Origin of the sequence: Micromonospora sp. DT227, from assembly GCF_049841835.1 — a bacterium.
Classification (GTDB): Bacteria; Actinomycetota; Actinomycetes; order Mycobacteriales; family Micromonosporaceae; genus Micromonospora.
This window is the reverse complement of sequence record NZ_JBNCLA010000025.1, coordinates 1-12,778: the sequence shown is the minus strand read 5'-3', so window position 1 is coordinate 12,778 and position 12,778 is coordinate 1. Positions and strand designations below refer to the sequence as shown.

Annotated in this window: 12 protein-coding genes; 5 read left to right on the top strand and 7 right to left on the bottom strand. The window is 74.0% G+C overall.

The genetic code is table 11. The features are described from left to right. Window positions 1–150 precede the first annotated feature (150 nt). The 4 genes from ACLQ2W_RS33640 to ACLQ2W_RS33625 are packed head-to-tail and all read right to left on the bottom strand — an operon-like array spanning window position 151 to window position 3,281. A complete protein-coding gene (locus ACLQ2W_RS33640) occupies window positions 151–1,215 on the bottom strand; it encodes an ABC transporter ATP-binding protein (protein WP_405091622.1) in 1,065 nt (354 codons plus the stop codon). Next, window positions 1,212–2,051 carry an ABC transporter permease gene (locus ACLQ2W_RS33635; protein ID WP_425791900.1) on the bottom strand — a complete coding sequence of 280 codons (840 nt, stop codon included), beginning with the start codon at window positions 2,049–2,051 and terminating at the stop codon, window positions 1,212–1,214. Before ACLQ2W_RS33635 ends, ACLQ2W_RS33640 begins: the two co-directional genes overlap by 4 nt. Then, a complete protein-coding gene (modA, locus tag ACLQ2W_RS33630) occupies window positions 2,048–2,839 on the bottom strand; it encodes a molybdate ABC transporter substrate-binding protein (RefSeq protein ID WP_425791898.1) in 792 nt (263 codons plus the stop codon). Before modA ends, ACLQ2W_RS33635 begins: the two co-directional genes overlap by 4 nt. A gap of 22 nt (window positions 2,840–2,861) precedes the next feature. After that, complete coding sequence (locus tag ACLQ2W_RS33625) at window positions 2,862–3,281, bottom strand: TOBE domain-containing protein (protein WP_425791896.1); 420 nt, start codon at window positions 3,279–3,281, stop codon at window positions 2,862–2,864. Window positions 3,282–3,458: 177 nt separating this feature from the next. Between ACLQ2W_RS33625 and ACLQ2W_RS33620 the strand changes: the two genes are divergently transcribed. The 3 genes from ACLQ2W_RS33620 (at window position 3,459) to ACLQ2W_RS33610 (ending at window position 6,016) form a co-directional block, all read left to right on the top strand. Further along, entirely contained in the window at window positions 3,459–4,433 is a 975-nt protein-coding gene (locus tag ACLQ2W_RS33620) for an AraC family transcriptional regulator (RefSeq protein WP_425791894.1), read from the top strand. 110 nt (window positions 4,434–4,543) lie between these two features. Next, window positions 4,544–5,686: a glutathione-independent formaldehyde dehydrogenase gene (locus tag ACLQ2W_RS33615; RefSeq protein ID WP_425791892.1), complete on the top strand. Its 1,143-nt coding sequence runs from the start codon at window positions 4,544–4,546 to the stop codon at window positions 5,684–5,686. Between the two features lie 48 nt (window positions 5,687–5,734). Then, on the top strand, window positions 5,735–6,016 hold the full coding sequence (locus ACLQ2W_RS33610; RefSeq protein ID WP_405091616.1) for an SCO0607 family lipoprotein: 282 nt from the start codon (window positions 5,735–5,737) through the stop codon (window positions 6,014–6,016). Here ACLQ2W_RS33610 and ACLQ2W_RS33605 read toward each other — a convergent pair. Together ACLQ2W_RS33605 and ACLQ2W_RS33600 are read right to left on the bottom strand one after the other, a co-directional pair. Then, window positions 6,003–6,551, bottom strand: a complete 549-nt coding sequence (locus ACLQ2W_RS33605; protein WP_425791890.1) for an alpha/beta hydrolase — start codon at window positions 6,549–6,551, stop codon at window positions 6,003–6,005. The genes ACLQ2W_RS33610 and ACLQ2W_RS33605 overlap by 14 nt on opposite strands. A 115-nt stretch (window positions 6,552–6,666) precedes the next feature. Then, window positions 6,667–9,252, bottom strand: coding sequence for a carbohydrate binding domain-containing protein (locus ACLQ2W_RS33600; RefSeq protein ID WP_425791888.1), 2,586 nt, complete (start codon window positions 9,250–9,252; stop codon window positions 6,667–6,669). Between the two features lie 246 nt (window positions 9,253–9,498). Between ACLQ2W_RS33600 and ACLQ2W_RS33595 the strand changes: the two genes are divergently transcribed. Then, window positions 9,499–9,864, top strand: a complete 366-nt coding sequence (locus ACLQ2W_RS33595) for a VOC family protein (protein WP_425791886.1) — start codon at window positions 9,499–9,501, stop codon at window positions 9,862–9,864. Window positions 9,865–9,874: 10 nt separating this feature from the next. Here ACLQ2W_RS33595 and argS read toward each other — a convergent pair whose 3' ends face one another. After that, window positions 9,875–11,593 carry an arginine--tRNA ligase gene (argS, locus tag ACLQ2W_RS33590; RefSeq protein ID WP_425791884.1) on the bottom strand — a complete coding sequence of 573 codons (1,719 nt, stop codon included), beginning with the start codon at window positions 11,591–11,593 and terminating at the stop codon, window positions 9,875–9,877. Window positions 11,594–11,953: 360 nt separating this feature from the next. On the opposite strand from argS, the gene ACLQ2W_RS33585 reads away from it, so the two are divergent. Beyond that, entirely contained in the window at window positions 11,954–12,199 is a 246-nt protein-coding gene (locus tag ACLQ2W_RS33585; RefSeq protein WP_425791882.1) for an SCO4848 family membrane protein, read from the top strand. The last annotated feature ends 579 nt before the right edge of the window (window positions 12,200–12,778 follow it).

Sequence of the window (12,778 nt, the reverse complement as noted above, 5' to 3'; positions counted from 1 at the left end):
CTGCTCTACCAGGGTCGGGCCACCAACTCCGGCGGCGACTACGGCCTGCTGCCGTACCGGCCGGGTCTGCTGACCCTGCAACGCTGACCGGTTTCCGGCGGCTCGTCACGGGCCGGTCTCCCCACGCGGGAGGCCGGCCCTCGGCGTACGTCAGGCGGGGTAGGCGCGGGTCTCCGCGGCCTTCACGGCGGCCCACACGGACCGGCCGGGCACCAGGTCGAGGTGGGCGGCGGCGGCCGGCGTGACGTCGGCGGCCACCGTGATCGGACCGTCCAGTTGCACGCGGAGGTTGTCGCCGTGGCGTTGCAGCCCGGCGATGACCGCGGCCCAGGCGTTGCGCGGGCTGCCGTCGGGCCGGCTCGGATGCAGGGCGACGGCCGACGGGGGGAACGCGACGAACGCGTCGCCGTGCAGCGGGTCGGCGACGGTGAGGGTGAGCCGGTCGCCGACCCGGACGGTCCGGCCGTCGGCGGTGCCGCGGTAGAGGTTGAGGCCGACGAGCCGGGCGACGTAGTCGGTGCGGGGTCGCGCGGTGATGTCGGCGGCGTCACCGTCCTGCACGACCCGACCGTCCTCGACGATGACGAGCCGGTCGGCCAGGACGAGCGCGTCGAGCGGATCGTGGGTGACCAGCAGCGTGGCGCCGGGATGGTCGCCGAGGTGCCGGTGCAGTTCGGCGCGGGTGTCGAGCCGGGTCCGGGCGTCGAGCGCGGCGAGCGGCTCGTCGAGCAGCAGCAGCACCGGGTCGACGGCCAGCGCGCGGGCGAGCGCGACCCGTTGGGCCTGCCCGCCGGAGAGCTGACGGGGCCTGCTGCGCGCCCGGTCACCCAGCCCGACCCGGTCGAGCCAGTCGGCGGCCCGACGCCGCGCGGTGCGCCGGTCCGCGCCGTGGCGTCGCGGCCCGAAAGCCACGTTGTCCAACGCGCTCAGGTGCGGGAAGAGAAGGTGGTCCTGGAAGACCACGCCGATCGGGCGCCGCTCGGGCGGTGTCCAGAGGTTCCGGTCGGGACGGTCGACGGGTTGCCCGGCGAGGGCCAGGTGACCGGCGCTCAGCGGTTGCAGGCCGGCGAGGGCGCGCAGGGCGGTGGTCTTGCCGGCGCCGTTCGGGCCGAGCAGGGCGACCACCTCGCCGGCGTCGATGCGCAGCGGCAGGTCCAGGCGGAAGGCGCCCCGGTCGACGACCAGGTGCGCGTCCACGACGGGGGCGGGGCTCATGCGCTGGTGATCCACTTGTCCCGCAGGCCGGCGAGGATCGCCACCGACACGGTGAGCAGCACCAGGCTGAGCACGACCGCACCGTCCAGATCCCCGCCCTCGATGGTCTGGTAGACCGCCAGCGGCATGGTCTGGGTGACGCCCGGGTAGTTGCCGGCGAACGTGATCGTGGCGCCGAACTCGCCAAGCGCCCGCGCCCAGCACAGCACCGCTCCGGCCGCCACGCCCGGCGCCACGAGCGGCAGCGTGACGTGCGTGAACGTGGTCCAGCGTCCGGCGCCGAGCGTCGCGGCGGCCTCCTCGTAGCGGGTGTCCGCCCCGCGCAGCGCGCCCTCGACGGCGATCACCAGGAACGGCATCGCGACGAACGCCTCGGCGACCACCACGCCGGTGGTGGTGAACGGCAGCGTGAAACCGAACGTGGCGTCCAGCCACCCGCCGAGCAGGCCCCGACGCCCGAACACCAGCAACAGCGCCACCCCGCCGACCACCGGCGGCAGCACCAACGGGACCGTGACCAGCGCGCGGACCAACCGGCGGCCGGGAAAGCGGGCCCGCGCCAGCAGCCAGGCCAGCGGTACGCCGAGCAGCAGGCACACCAGCGTGGCGACGGTGGCCGTCTGCACCGAGAGTCGGAGCGCGGTCAGCGCGCCGGGCTCGGTGAGCCGCTGCGGCAGGCTGGCCCACGGCGCGCGGACCACCAGCCCGGCCAGCGGCAGCACCAGGAACAGCAGGCCCACCAGGGCGGGCACCAGCAGGGCCGCCGGCACCCGTTGCGCCCGACGGCGGCGCGGCGGCCCGCCCCGAGCCGCGGTGGGTGCCTCGGTCGAGGTCACGGCGCCTGGAAGCCGGCGCCGGTCAGGACCGCCGTGCCCCGGTCGGATCGCACGTAGGCGACGAAGGCCCGCGCGCCGGCCCGGTTGGGCGCGTTCTTCAGCGCCACGATGGGGTAGTCGTTGACCGCGCCGGCGGACTCGGGGAATTCCACGCCGTCCACGTCGGCGGCGGCGGCCCTGGTGTCGGTGCGGTAGACCAGCGCGGCGTCGACCTCGCCGAGCTTCACCTTCGACAGGGCGCCCTTGACGTCCTGCTCGAGCGTCACCGGCCGGAGTGGCACCCGCGCGGCGCTCAGGGCCCGGGTCGCCGCCGCGCCGCAGGGCACCTGCTCGGCGCAGAGCGCCACCTTGAGCCCGGGCCGGGTGAGGTCGGCCAGCGCGGCGATGCGCTTCGGGTTGCCCCTGGGCACCGCGATGACCAGTTGGTTGCGCGCGAACGTGGCCGGGGAGCCGTCGCCGTTGCCGGCGTCGGTGACCGCCTGCATGTTCTTCGGCGCGGCGGAGGCGAACACGTCCGCGGGCGCGCCCTGGTTGATCTGGTTGGCCAGCGCGGAGCTGCCGGCGAAGTTGAACCGCACCGTCACGCCCGGGTGGGCCGCCTCGAAGTCCCTGCCGATCCGGGTGAACGACTCGGTCAGCGACGCCGCCGCGAACACGGTCACCGTTCCGGTCACGCCGGAACCGGAGGCCGAGCCGCCCGGCGAAGCGTCGCCACCGCAGCCGGCCGGGCCGGCCAGCGCCAGGGCCGTCACCCCGGCCAGCGCGGCCCGGACCACACGTGCACCCATCAGCCCCTCCTCCCGGGAGCGTTCACGCGCCCGGCCGTGGTCGGTGTGCCGGGGTGGATCGCTCCACCACCACAGTGGTCGACTTGATCACCGCGACCGCGACCGACCCGACCCGCAGGTCCAGCTCGTCGACCGCCTCGCGGCTCATCAGGGAGACGATCCGGAACGGCCCGGCCTGGATGTCCACCTGGGCCATCACCGTGTCCTTGGCCACCGCGGTCACGATCCCGCGGAGCCGGTTGCGCGCCGACGACTCCTCCGACCGGCCGTCCGGCCCGGCCGCCTGCGCGCGGACGAACCCGGCCAGCGCGACGCCGTCGATCACCCGGTGACCCTGCTCGTCCCGGGCGGCGGGCAACCGGCCGGCGTCCACCCAGCGGCGCACGGTGTCCGCGCTGACGCCGAGCAGCGCCGCCGCCTCCCCGATCCGGAATCCCGCCACGCCGAGCATCCTAGCCGTACGCGTCTGCGGCAAGGAACCGTCACTTTGTCATGCGGGTGCGATGGCTGTCCGCCAGATGGGGCCGCACCTGCGGCAGTCGAGGCGGGCCGGCGGCGCACCGGGAGGACAGCCGGCTCGTTGGGGTGGTGACGGCCCCCTCACCCCCGCGAGGACTCGATGACCCAGGACGTCGGTGCGCCCCACCGATTCACGTTCGCCACCCGCGAGGTGGCCGAGGCGCACGAGGTGCTGCGCAAGATCTACGTCGGGCACGAGTTCCGCCTGCACCGGGTGAACCGCCGGTTCCTGTACCAGCAGGAGTCGGTCGGTGCGGGGCCGATCATGGTGGGCCGGGTGCGCTACGGCATGGACGTCGACACCCATCTGGAGCCGCTGGACCACCTGATGTTCCTGGTCCTGAGGACAGGCCGGCTGGAGACTCGGGACGGTCGGGACGTGACGCGCACCCGGCCCGGCGAGACGCGCCTGCTCCGGGTCGGTCGTCCGCTGTCCAACATCAATCTGGACTTCGACCTCTACAGCGTCAATCTGGACCTCGGCATGGTGACCGAGGTGGCCGCCGCGCGGACGGGCATCGACCCGGTCCGCTTCCGGTTCGAGGCGATGACGCCGGTCTCGGCCTCGATGAACCGGTTCTGGCGCGGCACGATGGCCTACCTGCACGAACTCTTCAACGGCCCGTCGGAACCGTTGGACAGTCCGCTGGCGGTCCGGGCCGCCGCCGACCTGGCCGCCTCGGCGGCACTCGCCACGTTCCCGAACTCCGCGGTGGCGATGACCTACCGGTCGGCGGGCGCCCGGCTCCCCGTCGCCTCGGTACGTCGCGCCATGTCGTTCATGGACACCCACGCCGGTGAGCCGATCACCGTCACCCAGATCGCGGCGGCCGCCCGGGTCACACCCCGGGGCCTCCAGGCGGCGTTCCGGCGGCACGTCGACAGCACCCCGATGGCGTACCTGCGGTCGGCCCGCCTGGACCACGCACACCAGGACCTGCTGTCCGCCGATCCGGTCGAGGGGGACACCGTGTCCGCGATCGCGCGTCGTTGGGGATACCTGCACGCGGGCCGGTTCGCGGCCGACTACCGGGCGAGGTACGGCCGGCCGCCCGGCGACACGCTGCGCGGGTGAGCCGGCCGCGGCCGGCGCGTTTTCGTTTTCACCGGTTTCATGAGGTTATGAGGTGAAAAGTGAGAGGGCGCACTCGGCTGACCTGCTTCCGAAAGATCTGGAGACCCACCGTGAAAGCTCTCGTGTACCGCGGTCCCCGTGACGTCGCCGTCGAGGACCGACCCGACCCCACCATCCAGGCCCCCACCGACGCGATCATCCGGATCACCACCACCAACATCTGCGGCTCCGACCTGCACATGTACGAGGGACGCACCTCGGTCGAGGCGGGCAAGATCCTCGGCCACGAGAACATGGGCGTGGTGGAGGCGGTCGGCGACGCGCTCACCCGGATCACGGTCGGTGACCGCGTCTCCGTGCCGTTCAACATCGCCTGCGGCACCTGCCGCAACTGCCTGCACGGCTGGACCAGCTTCTGCCTGCGCACCAACCCGATCGAGGGGATGGACGGCGCGGCCTACGGCTACGCCAACATGGGCCCGTACGACGGCGGGCAGGCCCAGTTCCTGCGCGTGCCGTACGCGGACGTCAACCTGCTGCGCCTGCCGCCGGGCACCGAGCACGAGAACGACTTCACCATGCTGTCGGACATCTTCCCGACCGGCTGGCACGGCACCGAACTCGCCGGGCAGGCCCCCGGTGACACGGTCGCCGTGTTCGGCGCCGGCCCGGTCGGGCTGATGGCCGCGCACAGCGCGCTGATCAAGGGCGCGGACCGGGTGTTCGTGGTCGACAAGGAGGCGGACCGCCTGGCCATGGCCGAGAAGATCGGTGCCGTTCCGGTCAACTTCGGCGAGGGCGACCCGGTGCGGCAGATCATGGACGCCACCGACGGGGTGGGCGCCGACTGCGGCGTGGAGGCGGTCGGCTACCAGGCCCACGACCCGTCCGGCGAGGAGCACCCGGAGCTGGTGCTGGACAACCTGGTCGACGTGGTCCGCTCCACCGGTGGGATCGGCGTGGTCGGCGTCTACGTGCCGCAGGACCCCAACGGTCCGGACAAGCGGGCGCGGGAGGGCCGGATCGGCTGGCAGTACGGCACGTTCTTCACCAAGGGCCAGCGGATGGGCACCGGCCAGGCCCCGGTGATGCGCTACAACCGGCAGCTCCGCGATCTGATCATCGCCGGCCGCGCCCGGCCGTCGTTCCTGGTCTCGCACGAGCTGCCGCTGGCCGAGGCGCCCGAGGCGTACGGGCACTTCGACCGGCGCGAGCAGGGCTGGACGAAGGTGCTGCTGCACCCCAACGACTGAGTACGGGTACGGATGGCGGGCGCGGCCGGGCCGACCAGAATTCTCCCCATGCGAACGCGAACTCTGATCGCCCTGGCCGGGGTCGCCCTGAGCGGCCTGATGCTCACCGCCGGCTGTTCCTTCGAGGAGGCCATCTGCGCCGACGGCGAGTATCCGGCCATCGCGGTCGGCGGGCAGGGCGGCAGCGCCTGCTTCCCGGACGGACAGGAGCCGACCGCGCCGTACGTGCGTTACCCGGAGGGCAAGGTCCCGCAGCACGTCGACGACGAGTGGGACGTCTACTGGCGCACCCACGGCATCGACGAGAAGGGCGCGATCATCGAGCGCTGACCGGGGTCACCCCGCCGACGTCGCGGGCGAACCCCTCCACGGCGGTGCAGACCCGCCCGAGCGCCTCGGCGGAGCCGGCCAGCGGGCCAGGCACCATCAGCGAGTGGTCGGCGTCGGCCACCTCCACCACGTGCGGGCTGAGCCGGCGCGCCAACGCACCGTCCCAGCTCGCGTCCCCGGTGCCGCCGGCCAGCAGGAACGGCGACGTGGTGCGGCTCAGCGGCTCGCGTACGGCCGGCTCGTGCAGCAGCGGGGTCAGCCAGACCGCCGGGATGCCCCGCTCGGCGGCGAGCGGGGTGGCGAAACTGCCCAGCGACTTGCCGACCAGCAGGTCGACGCCGGAGTCGAGGACCGGCGCCAGTTGCGCGGCCACCCAGCCGGGTGCCGCGTCCAGGCGCAGCTCGTCCAGCCGCTGCCAGGTCACCTCGTGCACCTCGAAGCCGAGCCGGCGCAACGCCTCACCGAGGTAGACGAAGAGCGGACCTCGGGTGTCGTAGCCCCGTCCCGGGACGAGCACCGCACGCCGATCCGCCATGGTCGCCTCCCTCTCGTCCGGTCCCGAGTCACGCTAGCCGGTGTCCACGCGCCGGGTGGTCCCGTGCCGGCGCCGGGCCGGGCCGCACGCCCCGGCCCGGCCCGGCGCCCACCGGTCACGACGCGTACGCGCCGAGCGAGTCGAGCCGCAGGCTGGCCGGGCCGGTCGCGCCGCCGGGATAGAGCGACACCTGGGTGACCGCGCCCAGGTCGAGCGGGCCGGGGGTGGCCCACGGCGGCGGGGCGAAGTCGGCGAACGGCACCTCCACCACCCGCGCCCCGGTGCCGGCGAAGGTCAGCGTCTTCTCCCAGTAGAAGCCGGACGCGACGAACTGGACGGTCAACTGCTGGCCGTCCGCGCCCGGTTCGACCCACATCCGCAGCCCGGTGGTGCCGCGCCAGTCCTGCGCCGCCGGCAGGGTGCGGATGACACCGGCGTACCCGCTGGCGCCGGGCGTCCAGCTCAGCCGCATGCTGTGCCCGCTGCCCTCGCCGGGCGGGGCCAGCGTCGCCGCGATCGGGTCGCCGCCGGTGTTGCGGGGGTAGGCGGCGGCCAGCTCCGCGTCCGACGGGTACGTGTCGAAGTCGTCGACCACCACGCCGGGCAGGTCGGCGCGGGTGGTGAAGGCGGCGTCCGTGACCGTCGAGCCGTACCCGTTCGTGGCGGTGACCCGCACGTGCAGCGTGGCCCCGGCGGGCCAGGCCGTGGTCGGCGTGAAACCGGGCGTACGCAGGCCCGACACCGCCACCAGCGGCGCGCTCAGGTCGGCGTGCTCGGACACGGTCAGCGAGTAGTACGCGGCACCCGGCGCGGCGGACCAGTCCAGCGCCGCCAACCGGCTCACCCCGGTCGCGTCCGGGGCCGGGGCGGTCAGCGCGAACGCGCCCGGCACGGTGTCCGTCACCGAGTCCGACCGGGCGGACAGCGCGACCGAGGCGACGGCGAAGCGGGCGTCCGGCCGCCACACCACCCGCATGCCGCGCACGTCGCGCAGCCCGGTGACGGTGAGCGCGTACCGGCCGGGGCCGGTCCGGTCGATCCGGGGCCGGGTCGGGCGCCAGCCGGTCGTACCGTCGGCGGACACCTCCACCACGGCGCGGGGGCGACCGGTCGAGGTGACCGTGACCGTGGCGGCGGTGAGGCCGTCCCGCCGGTAGCGCAGCTCCCCGGACCGGCCGCGGGCGGGCGCGACGAGCACCCCGCCGGTGGTCGGCGTGCGGCGCAGCGAGTCGCTGTGGCCGGCGCTGACGAACCAGTCCTCCAGCGGGTCGACCACCTGGTCGCTGGCCCGGTCGGTGCGCACCGGCGGGGAGACGGCCACGGCGGCGCCGGTGGCGTCGACCGCCACCACCCGGTAGGACGCCGGACCGGCGGGCGTGGCCAGGTCGAACCAGGGCGCGTCGTCGGCGCGCAGCGGCCGGGTGCCGCTGACGGTGGCCCAGGCCCCGCCCGCACCGCGCCGCTGCACCAGGTAACCGGCCGCGCCCGCGGTGCCCCGCCAGCGCAGCGTGGTGATGCCGTAGTCGGCGTCGACGGCGGTGAGCAGCGGCTGGTCCCCGATGACGGCCGGCGCCGGGCGGCCGGCCATCGTCCCGGCGAAGCGGGTCAGCGCGGCGACCGCCGCCCGCATCGCCGGCGTGTCACCCGGGTAGTGCACGGTGAAGCCGTCGCCGTGCGGCACGAAGCCGGAGTGGTCGTGATGGCCGAACAGCGACCAGAACAGCGCGCCGCTCACGTCCGGGTTCGCCGCCACCTGGTCCAGCAGTTCGTCGGTGGCCTGGCCGGAGCCGAACTCGCCGGCGAGGTAGACCTTGCCGGCGGCGGTGGCCGCGGCGGCGTCGGCCGCGATGCCGGCGGCGGTGGGCGGGTAGTAGTGCGAGTCGCTGATGTCGACGTACGGCGAGCCGAGCACGGCGGGGTCGGTGCCGTGCTGGCTGCCGGCCGCGACGAGTTGCCGCGGGGCGAGCGTCTTGACGTGCCCGGCCAGGTCGTCGACCCAGTCGGCGGTCATCCCGTTCAGCTCGTTGCCCAGCTCCCACGCCATGATCGTCGGATCGTCGGGATACGCCTTGCCGGTGTAGCGGTTGACGTGGGTGAGCAGCGTGCGGACGTACTGCTTGAACGCGGCGCGCGCGGCCGGGTCGGTGTAGAACAGCGCGCCGTCGTCGTCCGTGCTCAGGCCGAGCCAGCGCAGGAAGTCGTACCGGCCGCCGTGGTAGTACTGCCAGTTGTCGGTGAGCGGGACGACCAGCCGCAGCCCGAGGCGGCCGGCCTCGGCGACCGCGTAGTCGATGCGGTCGAACGCCGCCGGGTTGAACTGGCCGAGCGCGGGTTCGAGCGAGCGCGGGTCGCCGGTGGACACGCCGAGCGTGTGGGCGCGGACCACGGTGGCGCCCATCCGCTTGGCGGTGGTCAGCCCGTCCCGGATCCGGAAGTAGGTGGGGTGGTCGACGGCCGGCGGGTCGGCCGGGTCGGTGCCGCCGACGTTCTCGTCCAGCCCCAACCAGTACATGTTGGGGCCGGCGAACCGGAACGGTCGCCCGGCCAGGCTCAGCCGGCTGCCGTCGCGGACCACGAACGCCGGGTCGGCGCGGCGCGACGGTGGATCGGGTGCGGCGACCGCCGGTGGGGCGGCGAGCGCGGCGGTCGCCAGCGTGGCGACCAGCGCCACGGCGGCGGACCAGCGGATGCGCAGTGTCATGGGAACCTCCGCAGCTGTGCCGCCGGGCCGGCGGCGACCGGGTGGCGACGGGGTCCGTCGATGCCCGGCCGTCGCCATCGCTCACTGAACCGGTTAAGGTGCGAGTCGTCAAGCGGCCGAAACGGCGCGTTATTCGAACGTTATCGATGACGTTGCAGGCCGGTGACGGTGGTGTGCGCCGGGCGGCGCCGGCGCTGAAGCGGTTAACGGACCGTCCCGGAGACGCCGGCCCGTTAGGGTCCGACCATGAGCGTGCATCCCCGCATCGTCACCGACGACTTCCCGGCCACCCTCGCCTTCTACACCGCCCTGCTCGGCGAGCCGGAGAAGGTGGTCGACGAGTTCGAGTACGCCAGCTTCGACGCCGGTGGCGAAACCGTGCTCGCGCTGCTCGGCCGGCGGGCCGCCGAGGCGGTGCTCCCGGTCGGGCGGGGCGACGGCGGCGTGCTGGTCGTGGTGCCGGTGCCCGACGTGGACGCCACCGTCACCGCGCTGCCCGCCGGGACGGTCGTGGCCGAACCCGCCGACCGTCCCGGCTGGGGCGTCCGCTCCGCCTACCTGCGCGACCCCGAGGGCAACCTGGTCGAGGTGCAGTCCTGGTTGCCGCGCTGACCGGGCCGGCTCACAGCCGCTCCGGGGTGCGGATGCCGAGCAGGTACAACCCCTGCCCCAGCACCCGCGCGGTCAGGTCGCAGAGCGCCAGCCGGCTCTCCCGCACCGGCCCGTCGGCCCGCAGCACCGGGCACCGCTCGTAGAACGCGCTGAACGCCACCGCCACCCGGTGCAGGTGCCCGGCGAGCTGGTGGAACTCCAGGCTGCCGGCCACCGCGTCGACCACCGCCGGAAAACCGACAAGCTCGAACGCGAGCGCCCGCTCCGCCGCCTCGACCGGTGCGACGTCCGCGCCGGGCCGCGCCGCCACGCCGGCGCGCCGGAAGATCGACCGGATCCGGGAGTACGCGTACTGGAGGTAGGGCGCGGTGTTGCCGTCCAGCGACAGCATCCGCTCCCAGTCCAGCACGTAGTCCTTGCGCCGGTCGCCGGCCAGGTCGGCGTACTTGATCGCGCCGATGCCGACCGCGCGCCCCACCTCGGCCGCCTCCGCGTCCCCCAGCTCCGGGTTGCGCTCCCGCGCCAGCGCGGTCGCGCGCTCCACCGCCTCGTTCAGCAGGCCGACCAGCTTCACCGAGCCACCGGCCCGGCTGCGCAGCATCCGCCCGTCCGGCCCGAGGATCGACCCGAACCCGACGTGCTCGGCGCGGGCCGGCGGGGCCAGCCAGCCGGCCTGCGCGGCGGTCGCGAAGACCATCTCGAAGTGCCGCCGCTGCGGCAGCCCGACCACGTAGAGCAGCCGGGTCGCGCCCAGCGTGCCGGTCCGGTGCCGCAGCGCGGCCAGGTCGGTCGCCGGATAGCCGTACCCGCCGTCGGACTTGCGCACGATCAGCGGCAGCGGCTCGCCGTCCCGCCCCACCGAACCCGGCGGGAACACGCAGTCCGCGCCGTCGCTGCGCCGCAGCAACCCGAGCCGGTCCAACTCGTCGACGGTCGGCGCGAGCAGGTCGTGATAGCTGCTCTCGCCCCGGAAGTCGGCTTCGGACAACGTCACGTCGAGCAGCTCGTACACGGTCAGGAAGTAGCTCTCGGACTGCGTCACCAGCAGCCGCCACAGCCGCAGCGTCGCCGGGTCCCCGCCCTGCAACGCCACCACCCGCAGCCGGGACCGGTCCCGGAACGCCGCGTCCGCGTCGAACTTCTCCCGCGCGGCCTTGTAGAACGCGTCCAGGTCACCCATCGACAGCTCCCGCGCCGCCCCGGCCTCGCCCAGGTCGACCAGGTGCTCGATCAACATGCCGAACGGCGTCCCCCAGTCGCCGAGGTGGTTGGCCCGCAGCACCCGGTGCCCCAACCACTCCAGCAGCCGGGCCGCCGCGTCCCCGATCACTGTCGAACGCAGGTGGCCGACGTGCATCTCCTTGGCCACGTTCGGCCCCGAGTAGTCGACCACCACGGTCTCCGGCCCGGCGGCCACCGGCACCCCGAGCCGCGGGTCGGCGGCCAGCGCGGAGACCAGGCCGCCGAGCGCCCGGTCGGCCATCGTCAGGTTGAGGAAGCCCGGCCCGGACACCTCGACCGACGCGCAGAGGTCGGCCAGCTCCGCGCGCTGCCGTACCTCCTCGGCGATCGCCCGCGGCGGCCGGCCGAGCCGGCGGGCCAGCGCGAGCGCCGCGTCGGACTGGAAGTCCGCGTGCTGTGAGCGCCGCACGACCGGGTCCACCGGCCCGCCGGCCACCGCCGCGAACGCCGGCGCCAGCCGGTCGGTCAACAACTTCTCAAGATCCATGGGTACGCCGATCTCGCTCGATCCGCCGCGCGGATCACCGGACGGGAAGGCGGCGGAGCGAGGACGATCGACGACGACCGGCGGCTCGATCCGCCGGTCGCAGGAGAAGAAGCTCAGCGCAGGCGGTCGCGGGACCGCCGGCGTCGCAGCGCGCCGAGCCGGACGTCGGGGGACGCCGTCGGGTACGCCTGCGAACTGCTCATGCCCGCAGCGTAACCGGCCGGCCCGGGGTCGACGCAATCGCTTACCCGGGCCGGCCGTCGGCGTATCCGGTCGTCAGGCCGGTGTGGCGGTGGCGCTCGGCGCTCCGCCGCCGCACCGCCGGTCTCGGCGGTCGGGCCGCTGGCATACTGGCCGACCATGGTTCTGTCGCGTGGCTGGTCGTTGTTCCTGGTCGGGGTCGGGGTGTGGACCTGGGCGATCTGGCCGAGGTTCGCGGTCGCGATCTGGAACGACCCGCGGGCCTGGTCCGCCGGCGTCGTCGGGGAGGGCGATCCGACCGGCTTCCTCTGGGTGCACGCGCTGCTCATCGCCGCGTCACTGGCGATCGGCACGACGGCCGGCGTGCTCGGCGTACGCGGCTGGTTGGCGACCCGCCGTCGGTGAGGTGGCGCGCTGAGCGCGCTGAACTGGGCAGATAGCTCGGTGGTGATGATGTGACGCGGGACGCTACCCCCGGATTTGACGATCAAACCCGCAGACGCGTAACTTTCTCTCTGCCAGCGCGGAACGGGGCAAACGGGATGAAAGCCCGAGGCACCGATCCACGTGGGTACCGGGTCCGAACGGGGTCTCACCACCCCGCGAGGATGCGGTCCGGGAGGGGCTCACCGGAACGCCGCAGGGCGGATTTGGCGGAGCGGGACCGACCGGGTAAGGTTGTCGACCGGCAGGGAACCGGGCGAGCTTGCGGGAAACCGCAGCGGCCGGCCTGCCAAATCCGATGATCAAGCGCAGCGGTTCACCGCTGCGCGGGTTCACCGGGTGCCAACCCGTACGAAGCACGACAGACCGGGACACACGGTTTGACACGGCGGAGACGGTGAGGTAACGTAGTAAAAGTGCCCGCCGCGAGAGCGGCGGGGATGCGAACGAAATACCCCGGGTCGGGGGCCTCCTGGTGGGGGTTTCCGGGTTGGTGTGTGGTTGTTCTTTGAGAACTCAACAGGGTGCTTGATAAGCCAG